General features: G+C 34.9%; 15 protein-coding genes. 3 read left to right on the plus strand and 12 right to left on the minus strand.

The genetic code is table 11. The features are described from left to right. Window positions 1–4 precede the first annotated feature (4 nt). The 4 genes from ACRHOC_RS14250 to ACRHOC_RS14265 form a co-directional block, all read right to left on the minus strand. A complete protein-coding gene (locus ACRHOC_RS14250; RefSeq protein WP_431159306.1) occupies window positions 5–1321 on the minus strand; it encodes a TolC family protein in 1317 nt (438 codons plus the stop codon). Beyond that, complete coding sequence (locus ACRHOC_RS14255) at window positions 1318–4608, minus strand: efflux RND transporter permease subunit (protein ID WP_431159307.1); 3291 nt, start codon at window positions 4606–4608, stop codon at window positions 1318–1320. The genes ACRHOC_RS14250 and ACRHOC_RS14255 overlap by 4 nt, the downstream gene beginning before the upstream one ends. Continuing rightward, window positions 4608–5756 (minus strand): efflux RND transporter periplasmic adaptor subunit, encoded by a 1149-nt coding sequence (locus ACRHOC_RS14260; protein WP_431159308.1) that lies wholly within the window; start codon window positions 5754–5756, stop codon window positions 4608–4610. Before ACRHOC_RS14260 ends, ACRHOC_RS14255 begins: the two co-directional genes overlap by 1 nt. Before the next feature lie 62 nt (window positions 5757–5818). Next, the gene (locus ACRHOC_RS14265; protein WP_431159309.1) at window positions 5819–7729 is read right to left on the minus strand and encodes an ABC-F family ATP-binding cassette domain-containing protein; all 1911 of its coding nucleotides are present in this window, start codon (window positions 7727–7729) and stop codon (window positions 5819–5821) included. A 110-nt stretch (window positions 7730–7839) separates the two neighbouring features. Here ACRHOC_RS14265 and ACRHOC_RS14270 point away from each other — a divergent pair, with 110 nt between their 5' ends. Beyond that, complete coding sequence (locus ACRHOC_RS14270; RefSeq protein WP_431159310.1) at window positions 7840–8223, plus strand: DUF983 domain-containing protein; 384 nt, start codon at window positions 7840–7842, stop codon at window positions 8221–8223. Here ACRHOC_RS14270 and ACRHOC_RS14275 read toward each other — a convergent pair. From ACRHOC_RS14275 to ACRHOC_RS14310, 8 genes are all read right to left on the minus strand, one after another. After that, on the minus strand, window positions 8213–9259 hold the full coding sequence (locus ACRHOC_RS14275) for an NAD(P)/FAD-dependent oxidoreductase (RefSeq protein WP_431159311.1): 1047 nt from the start codon (window positions 9257–9259) through the stop codon (window positions 8213–8215). The genes ACRHOC_RS14270 and ACRHOC_RS14275 overlap by 11 nt on opposite strands. 103 nt (window positions 9260–9362) lie before the next feature. Beyond that, window positions 9363–10259, minus strand: a complete 897-nt coding sequence (gene gldN, locus ACRHOC_RS14280; RefSeq protein ID WP_431159312.1) for a gliding motility protein GldN — start codon at window positions 10257–10259, stop codon at window positions 9363–9365. Window positions 10260–10328: 69 nt separating this feature from the next. After that, on the minus strand, window positions 10329–11900 hold the full coding sequence (gene gldM, locus ACRHOC_RS14285; protein ID WP_431159313.1) for a gliding motility protein GldM: 1572 nt from the start codon (window positions 11898–11900) through the stop codon (window positions 10329–10331). Window positions 11901–11946: 46 nt separating this feature from the next. Beyond that, the gene (gene gldL / locus ACRHOC_RS14290) at window positions 11947–12579 is read right to left on the minus strand and encodes a gliding motility protein GldL (protein WP_431159314.1); all 633 of its coding nucleotides are present in this window, start codon (window positions 12577–12579) and stop codon (window positions 11947–11949) included. Between the two features lie 90 nt (window positions 12580–12669). Continuing rightward, window positions 12670–14022, minus strand: a complete 1353-nt coding sequence (gene gldK, locus ACRHOC_RS14295; protein ID WP_431159315.1) for a gliding motility lipoprotein GldK — start codon at window positions 14020–14022, stop codon at window positions 12670–12672. Window positions 14023–14182: 160 nt separating this feature from the next. Then, window positions 14183–15349, minus strand: coding sequence for a formimidoylglutamase (locus ACRHOC_RS14300; protein WP_431159316.1), 1167 nt, complete (start codon window positions 15347–15349; stop codon window positions 14183–14185). A 5-nt stretch (window positions 15350–15354) separates the two neighbouring features. Continuing rightward, window positions 15355–17850, minus strand: a complete 2496-nt coding sequence (gene topA, locus ACRHOC_RS14305; RefSeq protein WP_431159317.1) for a type I DNA topoisomerase — start codon at window positions 17848–17850, stop codon at window positions 15355–15357. Window positions 17851–18018: 168 nt separating this feature from the next. After that, window positions 18019–18456 carry a hypothetical protein gene (locus ACRHOC_RS14310; RefSeq protein WP_431159318.1) on the minus strand — a complete coding sequence of 146 codons (438 nt, stop codon included), beginning with the start codon at window positions 18454–18456 and terminating at the stop codon, window positions 18019–18021. A gap of 151 nt (window positions 18457–18607) precedes the next feature. Here ACRHOC_RS14310 and miaB point away from each other — a divergent pair, with 151 nt between their 5' ends. Together miaB and ACRHOC_RS14320 are read left to right on the plus strand one after the other, a co-directional pair. Next, window positions 18608–20053 (plus strand): tRNA (N6-isopentenyl adenosine(37)-C2)-methylthiotransferase MiaB, encoded by a 1446-nt coding sequence (gene miaB, locus ACRHOC_RS14315; RefSeq protein WP_431159319.1) that lies wholly within the window; start codon window positions 18608–18610, stop codon window positions 20051–20053. A gap of 67 nt (window positions 20054–20120) precedes the next feature. Further along, window positions 20121–21389 carry a sigma-54 interaction domain-containing protein gene (locus tag ACRHOC_RS14320; RefSeq protein WP_431159320.1) on the plus strand — a complete coding sequence of 423 codons (1269 nt, stop codon included), beginning with the start codon at window positions 20121–20123 and terminating at the stop codon, window positions 21387–21389.

The raw sequence follows: 21389 nt of genomic DNA on the forward strand, positions 1-21389 counted from the left end.
ATTTTTAGAATTGTACGTTTAATAATTCACCACTTATTTGAAGCACAAGAATTTCAGCAAGTTTAGCATCGTACTTAGCTTGATTGCGACTTAATTCTGCGGTCAATAAATTCAGTTGAGCTTGTCTAAATTCAATTGAAGTCACCTGACCCAATTTAAATTTTTCTTGTGTTCTATTAAAGTTGTTTTTTGCCGTTCTTATATTTTCTTCCTGAACCTGATAAATTTTTAGACGGTTTTGATAATCATCCCAAGCATTATTAAAATTCCGTTCTACTTCCAGACGCAGTTGCTCTTTTTGTAATTTTAGATTCTCTAAATTAATCTTAGCATTTTTAACTCGTGTGATTGTGGTACCACCATCAAAGAGATTCCAACTTAAATTTAAACCTGCTGACAATCCTGTGTTTGTTGACACTGCTACGAATGAAGCCGCATTGTTATTGTTTTCATTCCAACCATATGAACCTACCAAACCAATAGTTGGCAAATAGCCAGATTTATTTGCCTTTACCGTAAAATCATTTATGGCGATATTCTTATCGTTTTGAATAAGCGTCACATTATTAGTGAGTACTTTTTCTTGCAATGTTTCTTTATTTAGTTGCATTAAAAATGTGACTGAAGTATCTACAGCAAACACTCTTTCTATAGCATTACCAGTGACAACATTTAGATCGCGTTTTGAATTAATTAGGTTTTGCTTAGATGTAATAACATTAATACTGTCATTGTTAATGTCTACTTGAGCATTTAAAACATCTAATTTGGTGTTTTGACCATAATCAAACTGATATTCTGAACGCACCAGTCGATCGTAAGAAATGTCCAATGTCTGCTCTAAAGATTTTAAATTCTCTGCGCGTCTAGCAACATCATAATACACCGTTAGTAATTGAAGAATTGTATTTTCAATAGTTTCTCTGGCCTGTAATTCACTTAAATTATATTCTTCCTTTAAGCGCTTATAATCATAATACCTGCCCAAGCCATCAAAAATGGTATAGTTTAGATTAATCCCAGCATTATATCTCGAACTTTCAGCACCATCTAGTGACGTAGATTCTCCATTATTAAACTCAGCTGAAATATTATCTTGGTTGTATGTAGCACCAGCATTACCGGTAAGTGTCGGCAAATACCCAGAATTTAAAATACTCTTATTATTTTCTGCAACCTCAACATTATTGTTAGCAATCTTAATTCCATAATTGTTCTCTAACGTGAGTGAAATGGCTTCTTCCTTAGACAATACATTTTGCGCAAACATATGACATCCCCAAAACGCTAAAATAAATGTGATGTAGATTCTTATTTTCATTTGTCTAAATTGCTTAACTGTTCTTGTTGTTGGCGAGTGGTTTCATTAGATTTCCCCAATAAAGCATCTTCTTGAAGTCTCACCCCTTCTTGCTGTTCTTTGATAGCGCGTTCCACCTCTTCTTTGGTTATTTGCTCACCAGTCCATAACCATTTTACATTGGTTTTTATGAAATTGCTGAAGGATAAGAAAATCGGCAATACCACTAAGGTAAGTATGGTTGCAAATCCAATACCATAGGCAATTGATATTGCCATTGGTATTAAAAACTGTGCTTGCCTACTTTGTTCAAAAATCAATGGTGCCAGACCAGCGATTGTAGTCAAAGAGGTTAAAAATATTGCTCTAAAACGTGAGCGTCCAGCTTCATAAAGAGCATCATCAAAAGACAAACCACTTTTTAGATTAGAATTAAACTTACTAATTAAAACTAAGCCATCATTCACCATAATTCCAATAAGGGCAATAATCCCTAACATGGATAAAATGTTTAATGGAAAATCGTGTATCCAATGTCCCCAAGCTACCGCTGGCAGACTAAATGGTATTAATGCCAATAATATTAATGGTTGGCTATAACTTCTAAATGTAAAGGCAATTACAATGTAAATCAATGCTAATACCGTCCACCCAACAGGACCTAAAGAGTTCATTAGCTTGTTTCGTTCTCTATTCTGACCTTCGTAAGATGGTGTCACTGTTGGATATTTTGATAATATCTCTGGCATAATTTCATCTCTGATTTCAGCCATAATATCCGTAGCACTTGTCTTCTTTGTATCCTTAATATCAGCAGAGACCTGTATCTCGCGTCTTCCTTCTAAATGATTTACGGCAACGTCACCACGCTCAATAGTGTAGGAAGCAATCTCTTTTAATGGTACTCTTTGCCCACTTGGTGTGCTAATGCGCATATTATCAAGATTATTAATAGAGGATCGGTTTTCTCTGTCGTATCGCACCCAAACTCTAATTTCGTCCTGACCACGCTGAAAACGTTGTGCCTGATTTCCAAAGAATGCAGAACGTACCTCAGACATTACTGCTCTTAAATCTAATCCTAACGCGTATGCATTTTGATTAAGTTTTAAACGGATTTCTTTAATACCTGCAGGATCATTATCCGTCACATCCTTCAGTAATACGTTATTTTCAAGATTCTGCTTCAGCTCAGCCTTCACGGCTTTTAATTCGGTAATATTATTCCCTAACAACGATACTGAAACTGGCAAGCCACCAAAATTTCCGCCACTTCCATACACAAGACTCTCAGCACCAAAAATAGGACCTACTCGATCTTTAACTTTATTAGAAACTAAATCTGACGTAATACTATTTGGTCGTTCTTCACCTGGCAGTAGATTTATTTCTAGAGAAGCTGTAGCTGATCCTGGCCCTATATTTTTAATCATATTTTCCACCAAGAACTTGCCTTGCATCTCCGATTTGTAGTCCTCATTAATCTCTTCGGTCACCTGCTTTGCTACCTTTTCTATATACGAGATAATGCTATCAGTAACCTTTTCGTTGGTACCATTAGGCATATTGAGTGTAATCTCCACACGGTCACTTGCTATTCTTGGGAAAAAGGCACCACGTATTATACCACCTTGAAAACTTGCATTTGTTAATATATAAATGACAATAAAGAATGAAAAGGTTAAGAACTTATTATTTAATGCAAACCTTAGAAAGGGGCTGTACATTCGATCACGTAAGCCTCTCATAATTTTATCGCCTAAAGTATTTATATACCTTAGCTTAGAAAAGACTTTCTGAAAGACACCTGCTAATCCTGCTTTTGGTTTTTTACTCTGTGTTCTTAATGCTTTTGAATGTGCAAGGTGAGCAGGAAGTATAATTAAAGCTTCTACTAACGAGACAACTAAGGTTAGTATAACAACGACAGAAACTTCGCCAAAAAATTCACCTATTCGTCCATCTAAGAAAAGAAAGATTCCAAACGCTAAAATCGTCGTAAGAATTGCCGATACAATAGCTGGTAAAACTTCCATAACACCATCTATAGCGGCTTGCTCTGGTGACTTCCCTTTTTCGTATTGCTGATATATATTTTCCGCAATGACTATACCGTCGTCTACAAGGATACCAATAACGATAATCATACCGAATAACGATAGTACGTTAATGGTAACATTGAAATACCCAACAAACATAAACATACCAGCAAAAGCAACTGGAAGTCCTACTGCCACCCAAAAGGCTAATCTGGTATTAAGAAATAGCGAAAGAAAAGTAAGGACAAGTATCATCCCTATAACCGCATTCTCTGTTAAGAGCTCAGTTCTTTGCACCAGTGTTGTAGATAAATCTCTAACCACATTGAGCTGCACATTATCATACTTCTGATTAAAATCCTCAATGTAGGCTTTCGTCTTATCTGCAGAAGAAATAAGATCTTCTGTATTGGTACTTGTAATTGTGATATTTATGGAGAGGTTACCATCAAAATAATTAGCATTTGGTGTTTCTGAAAACTGGTCTCTTACTTCTGCAATATCCTTAAGTTTAATCTTTCTTCCTGTCGCATCAGATTTTACGATTAAATTGGATAGCTCATCCGCATAATACGACCTATTATTAGCCCTAATAAGGTATTCTTCAGCATCTGTTTTTATTGTACCTCCTGTTGTAATTAAACTTGCCTGATTAACAGCTTGTGCGACTTCAGCAAAAGTTAAATCATAAGCCAACAGATTGGTCTCATTAACTGCTATTTCGATTTCCTCATCTGGATATCCAGAAATCTGAATCTGTGAAATACCATCTATCGCTCTTAAATCATTTTCGACTTGTCTTCCAATCTGTTTTAACGTAGACAACGGAATCTTTGAACCACTAATTGCAAAAGTTATAGTTGGCCTTAAGGCTTCTTGCTTGGCAACGATTAAGGGTTCCATACCCACAGGGAACGTAGGTACTCGGTCAACCGCATTTTTAACTTCAAGTAACATAAAATCAATGTCTTCTCCTTTTTGGATTTCTACATTGATATTTCCGCTATTCTCCCTAGACGTTGAGGTAACGCGCTCTACACCATTGAGGCCTTTTAAATTATCTTCAATCTTGAGAATAACACCCTCTTCAACTTCTTGAGGTGAAGCTCCTGGATAAGTAACATTAATACTAATGTTCTTTGAGTCTACTAGTGGGAAAAAAGAGGATTTTAACTTGGATGCTCCAAAAAATCCGAAAATCAGAAACGACCACATTACCACATTTACGGCAACACTATGTCTTATAAAATAAGCAATTAGCTTTCTCATTACTTATCTGATTTGCTATTTTTAGCGCTCGCTTTAGAAGTCTCTGTAAAGGGCTTAACAGACATACCTGCATAAGCACCAGGTACAGGTTTGGACAATAACACTGTACCATTTGGAATACCTTTTAAAACCACCTTAGAATCTGAAAAATAAACTGGTTGCACCTCAATAATATCCAAAACATTGTCTTTAACAACAAAGACTTGGTTACCATCTAACATTAAGTTCCTGTTAATTTCAATAGCATCTGATTCTTGCTTAGCATTAAGATTGGCCTCAAGGTACATACCTTCTTTTAAGCCTTCATTCTTTACTTCGATAAAGGCTGTTATGGTTTGTGTTGTTGGATCAATACGTCCATTTACACGTGTTACAATTCCTGAGTAATTTTCAGTATTGTCTATGTTATTTAACTGTACTTTCTCCCCTACCTTTAAAAGGCTTGCATATACCTTGCTTAGGGCAACTTCCATTTCGTAAATCCCAGGATTAATGTATTCTCCAAGCTTTTGACCATTTCTAATAAGTGACCCTTCAGTTACTAAAGCTTCCGTTAATATACCAGTAAAAGGAGCTCTTATCTGATACTTCGCTAATCGTTGTTCTAGATTTTTTACACTATAATAATTGGAAACAATACCTCTTCCTGTTATAAAAAAGTTTTCCTTTTCGGTTGTCATTTCAGGCAACTTAGGGGTTGAATTGTTAAGATCAAATCCATTAATATAAGCTTGCCATTTTTCGTAAACCTCTGGAAAATCTAATCTTAAATCTGGCATTATAGCCGCAATAGAATTGTATAAATTACTCTTAGCCGATTGAACACTGGCGTAATATTCGGAGGCATCAATACGAATTAGCGTTTCTCCATTTCTAAATTTTTGTCCAGGTCTAAACAACTTATTACCAGCTTTAAACACACCTTGAACTTCCGCAAACAACTCAACACGTTGCTTTGCTACCAAGCTTCCGTTAGCTGGTATGACAATTTGAACTGTTGTGTTATTCACCGTATCGGTAAAAACAGTTTTTACCACTTTTTCCGGGACCGGTCTTTTTCTCTTGTTTTGTTCAATAATGTATTGGCCTAGAAAATAGGCACCAACTATAAGTAAGACACCTAGAACAGATAGGATAATTTTGCGCATGTGATGGTTGTTATTGGCTGCAAATTTACCCTTTAAGTAAGCGTTAGGCAGTTAAAATAATCTTAATTGTTAAAATGGTCTATTTCCTCTTGAATACTAGCCCACTGCACCATTAGCTCCTCCAATTCTGCTTTTTTAGATTGGTACTGATCAAAAAAACTAGGATCTGACGCTATTTGATCATAGTTGGTTTCTAAAGCAACATCATCCGCTTTTATCGCTCTTTCAAGATCATTAATTTTAGCTTCAACCTTGCTCAATTTATTATTTAAAGACTTGAGCTTTTTCTGTTTTTCGTAACTCTTTTTGTTGTTCTCTTTTGGGTGTTCAACGACAACAGTTCTTTTTTCAGCTTCTCTTAGATTTTCAATATTACGCTGTTCCAAATAAAAATCGATATCACCTAGATATTCTTTAATTTGTTTGTCCTTAAACTCATAAACAATCTCTGTGAGACCTTGAAGAAAATCTCTATCGTGTGAAACGAGTATTAAGGTACCTTCAAACTTTTTCAGCGCCTCTTTTAAAACATTCTTTGACTTAATATCTAGATGATTTGTAGGCTCATCCATAATAAGAACATTGAGTGGTTGCAATAATAGTTTTGCAAGAGCCAATCGGTTACGTTCTCCTCCAGATAGTACTTTTACATACTTATCTACCTCATCACCTCGGAATAAAAACGATCCTAATATATCTCGTACTTTACTTCTATTAGACTCATTGGCCGCATCAATCATGGTGTCTAATACGGTCTTATTCCCATCTAGGTACTCCGCTTGATTCTGAGCGAAATATCCAATTTGGACATTATGTCCAAGTACTAGATTACCACTATGGTCTAGCTCACCGACAATAATCTTTGCTAATGTTGATTTTCCTTGACCATTTTGGCCTACAAAGGCAGTCTTAGTATCCCTAGCTATAGATAAGTTAACCTTATTAAGCACCTGAAGTGCATCATAATTTTTTGAAATATTCTCCAATTTAACAACAACCTTTCCAGGCGTTATAGATACTGGAAATTGTAAGTTCATTACACTGTTATCATCTTGATCCACCTCTATTCGATCCATACGATCTAGCTTCTTAATAAGAGATTGGGCCATAGTAGCTTTAGATGCTTTCGCTCGGAACTTCTCGATTAACTTTTCTGTTTGCTGTATTTGTTTTTCCTGATTTTTCTGAGCCGCTAACTGCTGGATTTTCATTTCCTCTCTTAAAGCCAAAAACTTAGTATACGGCTTATTATAATCATATATACGACCTAAGGAAATTTCAATGGTTCTGTTGGTTACATTATCTAAAAACATCTTATCATGAGATACGATAACAACAGCACCTGCATAATTTTTTAAAAATGATTCTAACCAAATTATCGATTCGATATCTAAGTGGTTTGTGGGCTCATCGAGCAACAACAAATCATTATTTTGAAGTAAAAGCTTTGCAAGCTCAATACGCATACGCCAACCACCGGAAAATGTATCTGTTAGCTTATTAAAATCTTCTCGTTTAAAACCTAGACCCTGTAGAATCTTCTCGGTTTCGCCTTGATAATTATAACCTCCAAGAATCTCGTATTGATGCTGAATTTCATTCAAATCTACCATAAGCTGACTGTAGGATTCACTTTCATAGTCTGTTCGCTCAGCTAATGCAATATTTATTTTTTCGAGTTGTGCTTCACATTTCTTAATGTCCTTGAACGCTTCATAAGATTCTTCTAGAACCGTCTTTCCAAAATCAAAATCTATATCCTGTTTTAAAAATCCTATTCTTAAATCTTTATCTGATGCAATCTGTCCCGTATCGTACTCCTGCTCTTTTGAAAGAATACGAAGCATTGTTGATTTACCTGCACCATTTTTTCCAATAAGTCCGATTCTATCGCCCACACCCAATTTAAAGGTGAGGTCCTTAAAAAGGTATTCTCCTTGAAATGAAATTGATAAATTATGGATATTCAACATAGAATCTAAGAGATTAAAACGCGTCTTATTGTCACAAATGTTACAGCAAAAGATGAATAATAATTTATCTTTGTAACGTATTAAAGCACGCAAAATTAAAGGTTTTAATTATGATTAAAAAAGGAATGAAACTTTATAGTATTCTTTTTGGCACTTGCCCTAAATGTCACCAAGAATCCATGTACGTGAATCGTAATCCTTATGCCTTATCTGAGACACTAAAAATCAACGACTCTTGTTCTCATTGTAATACACGCTATCGCATGGAACCTTCGTTTTTCTATGGCTCAATGTATGTTAGTTATGGTGTTGGTATTGCTTTTGCTGTAGCGACTTTTATATTAAGCTATGTAGTTTTTGAATCCTCTTTGCTCACAGCTTTTTTTGCTATTATTATTACCCTCGTGGTCTTAATTCCTGTAATTATGCGGTTATCTAGAAATATCTGGATAAATCTATTTATGCATTACGACAAGGAACTTGTTAAGAAGTAAAACGAGTAATATTAATTTCTTCATCTAGAGGTATATTATTGGTAATATTCTGGTAAAGTTTACTAGCCACGTAAGGTGCAATCATTACACCACGTGTACCCAATCCATTTAAAACATAGAGATTTTTATACTCTGGATGTACGCCGACTAAAGGACGTCTATCTTTTACAGTAGGTCTAACACCTGCTACATGTTCAACAATTTCAAAATCACATTTAAGGAAGGTTTTCAACTTACTAGTGAGTTCTGCTTTCCCCTCTGCAGAGGGTTCATTGGTTTTATCTGAATGGTTATATGTAGACCCAACGACATACTTATTTGAACCAATTGGAATAATAAAAACTGATGATTTTATGGCATAATCAATATTCAGATCTGGTGCGTGTATCGTTAATACTTCCCCTTTTGTACCTGTTAGTGGTATTGAGTTGAAAAATGGATTCTTTTTAACGCCAAATCCTTCTGCAAAAATGATTCGTTTTGCATTAATCTCATTATATAAAACCGCATCATTTGTGATCTTTAAAAGATCATAATCAAAAGGTTCTTCTATCAAACTGTTAGAGCTTTTTAAAAGCACCTTATAGTTATCAATAAGAGTTTCTGTATCGAGTCGTCCAGCATGCAAAACCTCACCAAATGAAAAGGGTGCATCGATATTAGTATTATTATTTTCTACTAATTGGGTGGATAAATAAGGCTCTAAAGTGGGTTTATCTGATGCTGTAAACCACTTGTTTTGCTCTTCTATAGAAGCGAATCGTCTTAGTATTCTTAGCTTATAATCTATAATAATATTAAGCTCCTCTTCGATTCTCTTATAAACTGGTAAGGCGATTTCTAATTGCTCTTTGGCCTTCCATACTTCAGTAAATCTTTTTAAAATGACAGGATTATACAATCCGGCTGCAACGCGTGATGATTGCTGTGAGCCATCATCGAATACCACAAAGGACTGATTATGTTCCCGTAATTTCTCACAAAAAGCAATACTGGCCAATCCACAGCCTACAATTATATACTCAACGTTTTGCATGATCACAAAAGTAATGTACCGAAACCCAAGGCACTATAATTATTTGAGATAATTACATAAAAAAAGCCCACTTTAAAAGTGAGCTTTAATCTTTGTGGGTTCATTAGTAACTCCACATATCTTGTTCGAAATTTCGAATCTTATCTTTTATACGTTCAGATTCTAAGAGTTGCATAAGTGCATTCTCAGCAATATACTCTTTAACCTCCCTATCACCATACACATTTTCTTCCTTGTAAATGATACCGTGGAATCGATGGCTATTTAGCAAATGATCAAAGGATATTGGCACTGAACTGTTTTTGTTATTAAATGCTTTAGCTTCATGCAAAATGTCTCTGATCTCTGGTACAAATACCCAAAACAATCCGTTTGGCTCTTTGTCTTCTTCATTATCAGAATCCAAGAAGTTAATATCTGAAGCCGCAGGTGCTAATGCAAGAATACGATACTTCATTTCTCCTTGTCTTTTGTCAAAATACCACATACCCTTAATAAAGTATGATTTAATATCCTGAGGCTGAATACGCGTCGTTGTGATGTATTCAGGATCTACGTAACCATCGGCATTTAATTGATCTATACCTATATCTAAAGTATCAACTTTTACTAAAGAGTTGTCTAAATCTTTTTTAGATAATTCTGTCGTAAAGTAAGAATCTGTATATACTTTAGAAATGATACCATTATCAATATTTTCCTTAAGTACAGAGAATAAAGATCGTCTGTTATCTCCTAAGTTCTCTTCTGTTGGAAAATATAATGGAAAATTAGCACGCTCATCTAAAACAACATTTTCCCAAATGATTTTAGAAAATAAAATATCTCTATCACCGACATATCCATATTCTAAAGGCTTGTCATTATCCAACAGGAGTTCCGCTTCTGTTTTCATACCTATTTCTTCAGGTATCTTGGCATTTAGAATGTTGGCTTGAGCAAACACATTGTTAATGGCCAACACTCCGATGAATATTAATAATAACTGTTTTATTTTCATTGTCTTCATTTTAATATTTGAGGCTTTAGAACATATTTCTAACGCACTATGATCTAAATTATTTTCTTATTAATTAGATAACTCAACTACAACTGCAGTTGGAGACTTAATTCTAATTGGGTTACTAGGTGCCTTAGCTCTAATATTTATAAACTGTACTAAATCACCACGTCTAGTTCCACGTAAAGCATTCTTAGCTGCACTGTTTAGACGGTTACCGTTAACATTGATAGAAGGTTTTCCTGGTACTTTCATAGTAAATGATGTAACTTCAATTGGTAATTTAAAGTCAAAATCATCACCGAAATCTGCAGTAAGGCGTCCTATCTCAACGTTACTCTTAGGCAATTTTGCATTACCTACCTGACCATTAAATTTACCTAACGGCTTTGGTAAGTCCTTAATTCTAAATGTTTTTCTATCACTAACTTTAGAACCATCATCTAAAGTTGCTGTTACATTAATAGTTACTTCTCTACCAGATCCTGGTCTCATTTCGTACTTACCATTAGATAACTTCTTAAGACCTGTTGCATTTGCTACAACTTTATTATCAGATACACCAGCAAATGAAATTGTCATAGGATTAACAACACCTCTATACACTACATTCATTTTATCAGCTGATATAGTTGCTGAATTTGGTCGTGGCACTACAACATAGTTTCCAGTAAACTCAATTGGTAACTCTTCACCTTTTTCCATAAAAGTGAATGTTCCTTTTACTTCGTTTTCACCAACACTTCCTGTAGTAAAGTTAAGTCTTGCATTTCCTAAGGAATCTATTGCACCTTCCTCTGATAATGCTACTTCATTACCATTTATATTAAGTTTAACAGGTGTTACATTAGCGTATTTACCTAATACAACTTTACCTTGAAACTTCTCACCAGCGAAAAATGCATTTTTATCTGGAATTACAATAGCTTGATAATTCTTAAGTGTAACTGCCTCCTCTAATGAATTTCCAAGGAATACATTATAAAGGTTAGCTTCTGTTGTTTTAACATCATTTTGAATCGATGTTAATTTTGCATGAGATGCAATTGCAGGGAAACCTTTAAAGTTATAGTCTAAATAACTCAATTTTGAACCTTCCTCTGGTTTAACATCACTAAAATCAAATCGCTTATCAAAGTTTTCTACAGCAGCCTCATAAGTAACATCTTCACCAAGTACTGCTTTAATATCTTCCTTATATTTTTCGAAAGTAGCCATTACCGCTTGACCTGGTTTAGTTAATCTGTCACCAGTAAACCATTTTTCATCGAGGTAATCTCCCTTATCCATTTTTTCAGCAGGTAATTCACCGTTTACTAATTCGTAACCACCACCTTTAACAATATCATCTTTCAAGCCTTGTAAATAAGTATTGAATCTATCAGAAATTGTTTTGATCTGAGATGCTTTATTAGCTACTACTCTAAATTCTGCTGGTTTTTCTTCTGCTTTTAAGGATAATCCCTTTAAAAGGTTATCATTAGATGAAGAAGTAAATTCGTTTGTCGCTTCAAATTTAGCGTCCATTGCGCCAAATGCTGAAAGAACTTCTTTGTCCATGGTCATCGCTATCATCGCAATGAATACCAAGTACATTAGATTAATCATTTTCTGCCTTGCAGATAGTTTTCCTCCTGCCATTGTAATTAGTTTTTAATGGTTAATTATTATTGTCTATAAAAACTAATTAGTTTTTGTTCATTGCAGATAACATACCACCATAAACACCATTTAATGATGAAAGGTTAGATGCTAATGATTGCATTTGTTCTTTAAGTTTAGTTGCGTTCTCAACTGCTTCTTCATTGATTGCTGCCTGACGATTGGCACTTTCCATCTGTACTTTATAAAGACTGTTTAAAGACTCCATTTGAGCCGCTGCTAAAGAAAGTTCTTCGCTATATTTTTTCTGTGCGTTCATAGAATCTACTGTTGGAGAAATACTTTTCGCAGCACCTTCAAAGTTTTTAATGCTTTCTCCTAAGCTAGACATAAGGTCGCTATCTATTCTTGCTTCTTTTAATAAATTATCTAACTTTTTAGATAATAAACCTTCAGCATCTTTAGGCTCTTCTTTTTTCTTCTTTCCAGAAGTCGCACCACCTGCTAATTCAGGATATACTAATGACCAATCTAAATCGGCTTGTTGTCTTTCAAAAGCTGAGTAGGCAAATACAAGAGCCTCTACAACCATACCAAGAGTTAATATCTCAGAACCGAAAGGCCAGTGTTGTATCTTAAATAATGCTCCTACGATTACGATTGCTGCTCCTAATCCGTAGATCATGTTAGTCAATGTGATTTTACCTTTTTGTGCCATAATTTGTTTAGTTTTAGTTTAAGTTAATGGATGTAACTTAAGTAGGTTAATTGAATTTTTTTGGTTATCGTTTTGTTTAAGTTTTAAGTCTTAGTTCGTTGCGGCATTTTTAGTCACCTCAGTTCCCATATAGTCCTGAACTGTTCTAAATCCGATGTAACTTCTAGCTGAATCCGCATATTCGTAATCTCTAGAACTCACTTGTAAGAAGTAAGCAACATCTTTCCATGATCCTCCTCTTACGACTTTACGTGCATTATTCGGATCGTTAACATTTGGGTTAATTGTAGATGAATACTCATACGAAGCTGGGTCGTAAGAACCATTTACCCATTCTGAAACGTTACCTGCCATATTGTACAAGTTAAAGTCATTTGGATCGTAAGCATCTGCTTCTACAGTATATAAAGCTTGATCAGCAGCGTAATCTCCTCTTAAAGGTTTAAAGTTTGCCATAAAACATCCTCTATCGTTCTTAGCATAAGGTCCACCCCAAGGATATGTTCCTCCTTGAAGACCACCTCTTGCAGCGTATTCCCATTCTGCTTCGCTTGGTAATCTATATGAATTTACAGGTTGCTTTCCTTTGCTCTTTTGGTAGCCATTATGCTTTAATGTTCTCCATTGACAAAATGCCTGTGCTTGTTTCCAAGACACACCAACAACCGGATAATCATCATAAGCAGAATGCCAGAAATAATCATTATGCATTGGCTCGTTGTATGAGTAAGCAAAATCTCTAATCCAAGCTGTGGTATCTGGATATACTTCAACTTCTTCCTTTATTAATACATCCGAACGCTTAAGGTTTCTGTCCTTAGCTGCTCTTTGTATATCCATATAAGTATATTGAAATTTAAATTGCTTCACATCCCAAGTGCGCTGACCATTATATGATTCCTCTAAAGGTAAGTACATGTTGTCCATAACCTCTGCATATAATTCATCTGGATAGTCTTCTGTATCAAAAATTAAATCTACGTCATTGTTAATTTTTCTTTGCTCGTTACCATAAGTATTAAGCATATAACTTTCGTAGGCATTTAATTCGTCAGGATTACTATCTAAATAAGCAAATTCTCCAATATCTCCATTTCCTGGAGTCTTTCCTTCTAAATCAGCCATTTCAGCTAAGTTGAATCTTAATATTGAATCTCTTACCCATTGCACAAATTGGCGATATTCGCTATTTGTGATTTCAGTTTCATCCATATAAAAGGCACGTACAGTTGCAGTTTTAGTAGGAGCATCTTGTACACCAGCAATATCATCATCGGATTTACCCATAATAAAAGCACCACCTGGAACGAGCGTCATTCCATAAGGCTTCTCTGGATGCCATTTTTTACCTTTAACACCTACTAATTGACCACGGTCTCCAGAATTACAACTGGCTACCATAACTAATACAGCGGTAAGTAAAATAAACTTCTTAATATTCATAGTAACTCGAGGTTAAATTAGTCGTCCTTAATTTTAAGGTCGTAAACATATTTATATATTTTCGAAAAAACAACTTTTTTCGATTTTTTTTTGCATTTCATCCTTAAAAAAGTGCATTTCATCGACGAAATTCATCAAAAACCTCGACGAAATGCTCGTTTTAGAAGCTGTTCTTCCTATAGGCTTTATACCACCTTTCGGGTATTTCACCCTCTAAAGCCAGCAGATAGTCGGCATGCATGCATGGTAATAACGTGTGCTTTTTTAATTTATTATTAACATCTGGCAAAAATGGAATTTCTATCCACCAGCGTCCAGTTTTAAGACTTTTGTAAAAGATTAATTCATCATCTTCAACTAAAACATTGAATTTCTGATAATACTTTTCGTTATTAAAATTATCATCTTTAATTCTGCAATTGACCCCTTCTATAAAATACCAGATCATCTGAGCCAAAAGCATAGAACTTGCATTATCATTCTTAGATTTATGATATTCGTAAATACCAAATGATGATACTTTATTACTTATACCTGCATATCTGCTGATTGCACAAATCTCCTTACCCGAAAATCCATTTGGTGAGTATTTAATATTGTCACTCACTTCTGAAGCTCTAACCGATTTAATATCTACAGAAACAATATGTGCATCTCTCAGTAATGGTTCTACTGAATTTATGTCTGCAGAAATATCTCCTAGCCTGTAAGCTTCAAAATAAAGCTTCTCCATAAGATCAATTTCCTCTTGAGAATTAAAATAAGTTTGATAGCCTATGGTGGAGTAATTGAATAAATTGTATGGTTCCTCAACAATGACTTTACCAACGTAGCTATTATTCTTAATTGGTAAATTCGCATCGCCCAAATCAAAGTTGGTATCAATATTTATGATATTAATCATTGGCATTACAGAATCGTAAGCTCTATAATTGGCATAAGTCAAATCTTGACTTCCTCCTAAAATGACTGGAATAATATTCTTCTCTAGTAAAACAGTAATAGCAGTACGAATAGCAAAGTAGGTGTCTTCAACAGATTCACCAGGATCAATATCTCCTAAGTCTGCTATTGTATTGTGCCAATTACCAGGGAATAAACTGTAAAAAGCAGAACGAATAGAGTCGAATTCCACAACCTCACCCATATAATTGACGTCATTTCTTGTTTCCTTAACACCAATTATAGCAATTTGAACATCATCGAGATCTGGAATGCCGTTTTGCCTAGAGTGAATTTTGATCTTTTTTCCTAGCGCTTGTTGCGCTAATAGTTCTTTGTGAGCTAAAACCGCATCTGATACAGGCGTTAGAAAATTAAAATTCATTTAAGTTATTTCTTTTTTGCAGTTGCTTTTTTTCTGGTTTTCTTTTTTGGTGCATTCTTTTCGAGGAGCGCCTTTGCTTCTTCCAATGTCATATTACTTACATCAACTGTCTTGGCCAATTCTACCTTTTGCTTGCCTTTTATAACATTATGCCTTCCCCATCTTGCTTTCTCAACACGGATGCCTTCCGCCTCCCATACATGAATAAGCTTATCCTTTTCCTTTTGGATTTTATCTTCGATCAAAGTTACGATGTCTTGCTCAGATAAATTATCCCAGTCGTATTTTTTATTCACATTTATAAACATATTATTCCATTTTATAAATGGGCCAAAACGACCTTTCCCTTTAGTTACATCTAGTCCTTTATACGTATATATTGGAGCATCTGCTTTTTCTTTTTCTTTTATTAATACGATAGCATCGTCTAATTCTATACTTAATGGATCTACACCCTTTGGGAGGGACACAAACTTTTTACCGTAACGAACATAAGGTCCAAAACGTCCATTATTAACTTCAACCTCATCTTCATTATAGTGCCCTAATGCTTTAGGTAATTCAAAAAGACTCATCGCCTCTTCGAAAGTAATAGAGCTTAATTGTTGATCTGGTCCTAAACTCGCAAACTGAGGTTTCTCCTCATCATCTACAGTACCTATTTGTACCATAGGACCAAACTTACCAAGTCTTACACTTACTTGTCTTCCACTTTTAGGATCTTCACCTAGAATACGTTCACCAGATTCTCTTTCTGCATTTTCCTTTACGTCTTCAACTTGCGGATGAAAACCTTTATAAAAGTCTTTCATCATTTCTGTCCAATCTTCTTTTCCTTCAGCAATATCATCAAAGCTTTCCTCAACCTTAGCAGTGAAGTTGTAATCTAGTATAGATTCAAAATGATTTACCAAAAAGTCTGTAACAATACTTCCTATATCTGTTGGAACCAATTTTCCTTTATCAGAACCAACACGTTCTTTTAAGTTCTTTTCGCTTACGGTATTAGATTCTAAAACAAGCTGTGTATAGGCTCTCTCTTCACCATCAACAGTACCTTTCTCTATATAATTTCTATTTTGAATTGTGGAAATTGTAGGTGCATAAGTAGATGGTCTACCAATACCTAATTCCTCTAATTTTTTAACTAAGGAAGCCTCTGTAAATCTTGCAGGTGGTCGTGTAAAACGTTGTGTAGCTGTGATGTAATTGTTTTCTAAATTATCTGCTACTTTTAATTCTGGCAATAATCCTGACTGTTCGATGTTCTCGTCATCAGTACCCTCTAAATATACTTTCAGAAACCCATCAAACGTTATCATTTCACCATTTGCTGTAAACTGTTCAGTTACATGTTGCGAAGCGTTTACTTTAATTTTTACACTAGTACGCTCCAAATTAGCTTCACTCATTTGAGAGGCTATAGCCCTTTTCCAAATAAGATCATATAATCTCACCTGGTCGCGTTCTATATTCACAGATTGATTTGCAAAATTTGTTGGTCGAATGGCCTCATGTGCTTCTTGAGCACCTTTAGATTTACCTTTATAGTTTCTAGGCTTACTATAGTTTGAGCCATATAATGATAAGATGGCACTCTCAGCACCTCGTTTAGCTTCATCCGATAGATTTACACTATCCGTTCTCATATAAGTAATAAGACCTGCTTCATAAAGACGTTGTGCATTACTCATTGTTCGGCCTACTGAAAACCCTAGCTTTCTAGAGGCCTCTTGCTGTAAAGTTGATGTTGTAAATGGTGGTGCAGGTGATTTCTTAACTGGTTTCTTTTCTAAGTCTGAAACTATATATGATGCACTAATATTTTTATTTAAAAACGATTCAGCCTCTTCTTTAGTTGAAAAATTCTTTGGGAGTTTTGCTCTAAAGGTATTACCATCATTAGCAATAAATTCAGCATCCACTCTATATGACGCTTCAGCATTAAACTTTTGAATATCGCGCTCACGCTCAACTATAAGACGAACCGCAACAGATTGCACTCTACCCGCAGAAAGACCACCTTTGACTTTTCTCCATAACACAGGCGATAACTCATAACCAACAATTCTATCTAGAACACGTCGTGCTTGTTGCGCATCTACTAAATTGTAATCTATTCTTCTTGGATTCTCAATAGCCTTAGTGATAGCGTTCTTAGTAATCTCTGAAAATACTATACGTCTTGTTTTCTCTTTATCTAATGCCAATGTTTCAGCTAAGTGCCATGCAATAGCTTCTCCTTCACGATCCTCATCACTCGCTAACCAAACAATTTCTGCTTTCTTTGCTAAATCTTTTAATTTCTTAACAACATCTTTCTTATCCTTAGACACCTGATATTTAGGTTTAAAATCACCATCTACATCGACTCCAAGTTCTTTTGAAGGAAGATCTGCAATGTGTCCAAAACTAGATTCAACTTTAAAATCCTTACCCAGAAATTTTTCTATTGTTTTTGCCTTTGCAGGCGACTCCACTATGACTAAGTTCTTTGGCATTCTTTATTTTTTTGAGGGTACAAATGTATGTAGAAATTAATTTACAATCCTAATTTGTATTTCTTAACGTCTCTTTTTTGACTCAAGTTTCTATTCTATTATAAATAAAAATGCCTCACTTTAAGTAAGGCTTTTGACAAGATATTTGGTCATTTTCTAAATAACATATCAATAGCTATAATTGACAGACTCTTCAAATCCTTCAAGATTAAAATTAATCTCATTTTCACCTTCCACCTGAAGCGTTGTTAAATCAAAAGATGTTTGTCTTGTAAAAACAGCCAAACATGCTTCATTATTGGTTAATATTAATTTTAGACCTCGCTGAACAGGCAAAGATTCATTAATAACAGTATTAGAAAATAATTCTATTTGCCAAGTTTCACCGCTACACCCACTTGCTGAAATCTCAATATTTAGACAGTCACCTTCAATATTGGCGCTAATAATTTCAAAAAATGAAGATTCATTATTGTCAAATGCAAAATCATCTATAATAGCAAAAGCATCACACTCAGATTCTTGAGGTATGGTATCATCATCGCAAGTTGTATTTAATAGTAATGCGCACAGCACAAGCAACATTAATTGTCTGACTTTCTTCATTATACCCTTTTTATATAAGATTAAAGATACATAAAAAGGTTGCGCGTTTTAATGTTAAATTAAATATTTAAAGAACTGCCAGATTGTCACATTTTCTAAATTAATCCTATCTTTGCATACTTATTGAATACCCTAGAATTCATTCATTATAATGGAAAAGATCATAGACGAAAATAAACAAGGCGAAGCGCTTATTTTAGATAACAAAGAAGGTAACTCTAAGAAATTATTCATCGAGAGTTATGGTTGCCAAATGAATTTTAGTGACAGTGAAATTGTTGCTTCTATTTTAAGTGAGCAAGGTTTTAATACCACCCAGCAACTCGAAGAAGCTGATTTGGTTTTAGTAAATACATGCTCCATAAGAGATAAGGCAGAACAAACGGTTAGAAAGCGTCTAGAAAAATATAATGCTGTTAAACGTATAAACCCAAATATGAAAGTTGGAGTTTTAGGTTGTATGGCAGAGCGTCTTAAAAGTAAATTTTTAGAAGAAGAGAAAATTGTAGACTTGGTAGTTGGCCCAGATGCCTATAAGGATTTGCCAAATCTTTTGGCAGAAGTAGATGAAGGTAGAGATGCTATCAACGTCATATTATCTAAAGAAGAAACTTACGGTGACATTTCACCTGTGCGATTAAACTCAAATGGTATTACTGCCTTTGTTTCTATTACACGTGGATGTGATAATATGTGTACGTTTTGTGTTGTGCCATTTACAAGAGGACGCGAACGCAGTAGGGACCCACAAAGTATTATTGAGGAAATAAATGATTTGTGGAATAGTGGTTACAGAGAGGTTACGCTACTTGGTCAAAACGTTGACAGTTATTTATGGTATGGTGGAGGTTTAAAGAAAGACTTTATTAAAGCTTCGGATATTCAAAAAGCCACTGCGGTTAATTTTTCGAAATTATTAGAACTATGTGCCAATGCACAACCTAAGATGCGCTTTAGATTCTCAACATCTAATCCTCAGGACATGACCATGGATGTTATTGAAACCATGGCTAAATATGATAACATCTGCAATTACATACATTTACCAGTACAGAGTGGTAGCGATAGAATATTGAAAGCAATGAATCGATTGCATACGCGACAAGAGTATTTTGAGCTTATAGATAATATTAAAAGGTTAATACCAGATTGTGCTATTTCCCAAGATATGATTTCAGGATTCCCAACTGAAACTGAAGAAGATCATCAGGACACGCTTAGTCTTATGGAATATGTGAAGTACGATTTTGGCTTTATGTTTGCCTATTCTGAACGCCCAGGAACATTAGCTGCCAGAAAATTAGAAGATGATATCCCAGAGGATGTAAAGAAAAGACGTCTTAACGAAATTATCCAATTGCAACAAAAGCATAGCTTAATGCGCACTCAAGAGCATGTTGGTAAAGTTGAGGAGGTTTTAATTGAGAAGGAATCGAAACGCTCAGACAAACACTGGTCTGGAAGAAATAGTCAAAATACAGTTGTTGTTTTCCCAAAGGAAGATTACAAGGTTGGGGAATTTGTTAATGTAAAAATAAACGACTGTACAAGTGCTACGCTAATAGGCGAAGCTGTTGGTTACTCTAAAAACCATTAGTAACCACTAAATGAAGAATAGCAATTATTGATTGATCCAACAAATTGCTAATATTAATATTTAAAGAATGGAATCTGTACAAGCCATAAAACAACGCTTCGGGATTATTGGAAATGATCCTAAATTAAATAGGGCCTTGGAAAAAGCAATCCAGGTCGCACCTACTGATATATCCGTTTTAGTAACAGGTGAAAGTGGTGTTGGTAAGGAAAGTGTACCAAAAATAATTCATCAATTATCACATCGCAAGCACGGTAAATATATAGCTGTAAACTGTGGCGCGATACCAGAAGGCACTATAGATAGTGAACTTTTTGGGCACGAAAAAGGCGCCTTCACAGGTGCAACTCAAACCCGTTCTGGATATTTTGAGGTTGCCGATGGTGGAACTATATTTTTAGATGAAGTTGGGGAATTACCTTTAACCACTCAAGTGCGTTTATTAAGAGTACTGGAGAATGGTGAGTTTATAAAAGTAGGATCGAGTAAGGTTCAAAAAACCAATGTCAGAATTGTTGCAGCAACAAACATTAACATGTTTGAAGCCATAAAGAAAGAAAAATTCAGAGAGGACCTTTATTACAGATTAAGTACTGTTGAAATAAATCTTCCGGCTTTACGCGATCGCAAAGAGGATATTCATTTACTCTTCAGAAAGTTTGCAAGTGACTTTGCTCTTAAATATAAAATGCCAACTGTAAAACTTACGGATGACGCTGTAAATCTATTGCTAAAATACCGTTGGAATGGTAATATTAGACAATTGAGAAATGTCGCCGAACAAATTTCTGTTTTAGAACAAAACAGAACTATTAATGGTGTAACCTTGCAACAATATCTGCCTAATGCAGGTAACAACTTACCAGCTGTCATAAACACTTCAAAAAGCGAAAGTGATTTCAGTAATGAGCGCGAAATTCTTTACAAGGTTTTGTTTGATATGAAAAGTGATCTTAACGACCTTAAGAAACTCACCTTAGAGTTAATGAAAAAAGGTAGTGTTTCTGACGTACAAGAAGAGCATCAACATCTTATTCAAAAGATTTATGGCGATAATGAAGATGAGGATTATAAAACTGAAACCGTAGTTGATAACTTAGAAGTATTATCGATACCAGAGCATAGTGAAGTCCAAGAAACCTCTAATCCTATGGATGATAAATATCATTTCGCAGAGGAAATAGAGGAAGAAGAGACCCTATCTTTACATGATAAAGAACTCGAACTTATCAAAAAATCGCTAGAGCGCCATAAAGGAAAACGAAAATTGGCAGCGGCAGAATTGGGCATTAGTGAACGTACATTATATAGAAAAATTAAGCAATTTGATCTTTAA

It is taken from the genome of Winogradskyella poriferorum, from assembly GCF_050618035.1.
Taxonomy (GTDB): Bacteria; Bacteroidota; Bacteroidia; order Flavobacteriales; family Flavobacteriaceae; genus Winogradskyella; species Winogradskyella poriferorum_A.

Bases quoted from the DNA above. Each gene is read 5' to 3' on its own strand.
- ACRHOC_RS14250 (WP_431159306.1), bottom strand. From the start codon at position 1,321: ATGAAAATAAGAATCTACATCACATTTATTTTAGCGTTTTGGGGATGT.
- ACRHOC_RS14255 (WP_431159307.1), bottom strand. From the start codon at position 4,608: ATGAGAAAGCTAATTGCTTATTTTATAAGACATAGTGTTGCCGTAAAT.
- ACRHOC_RS14260 (WP_431159308.1), bottom strand. From the start codon at position 5,756: ATGCGCAAAATTATCCTATCTGTTCTAGGTGTCTTACTTATAGTTGGT.
- ACRHOC_RS14265 (WP_431159309.1), bottom strand. From the start codon at position 7,729: ATGTTGAATATCCATAATTTATCAATTTCATTTCAAGGAGAATACCTT.
- ACRHOC_RS14270 (WP_431159310.1), top strand. From the start codon at position 7,840: ATGATTAAAAAAGGAATGAAACTTTATAGTATTCTTTTTGGCACTTGC.
- ACRHOC_RS14275 (WP_431159311.1), bottom strand. From the start codon at position 9,259: ATGCAAAACGTTGAGTATATAATTGTAGGCTGTGGATTGGCCAGTATT.
- gldN (WP_431159312.1), bottom strand. From the start codon at position 10,259: ATGAAAATAAAACAGTTATTATTAATATTCATCGGAGTGTTGGCCATT.
- gldM (WP_431159313.1), bottom strand. From the start codon at position 11,900: ATGGCAGGAGGAAAACTATCTGCAAGGCAGAAAATGATTAATCTAATG.
- gldL (WP_431159314.1), bottom strand. From the start codon at position 12,579: ATGGCACAAAAAGGTAAAATCACATTGACTAACATGATCTACGGATTA.
- gldK (WP_431159315.1), bottom strand. From the start codon at position 14,022: ATGAATATTAAGAAGTTTATTTTACTTACCGCTGTATTAGTTATGGTA.
- ACRHOC_RS14300 (WP_431159316.1), bottom strand. From the start codon at position 15,349: ATGAATTTTAATTTTCTAACGCCTGTATCAGATGCGGTTTTAGCTCAC.
- topA (WP_431159317.1), bottom strand. From the start codon at position 17,850: ATGCCAAAGAACTTAGTCATAGTGGAGTCGCCTGCAAAGGCAAAAACA.
- ACRHOC_RS14310 (WP_431159318.1), bottom strand. From the start codon at position 18,456: ATGAAGAAAGTCAGACAATTAATGTTGCTTGTGCTGTGCGCATTACTA.
- miaB (WP_431159319.1), top strand. From the start codon at position 18,608: ATGGAAAAGATCATAGACGAAAATAAACAAGGCGAAGCGCTTATTTTA.
- ACRHOC_RS14320 (WP_431159320.1), top strand. From the start codon at position 20,121: ATGGAATCTGTACAAGCCATAAAACAACGCTTCGGGATTATTGGAAAT.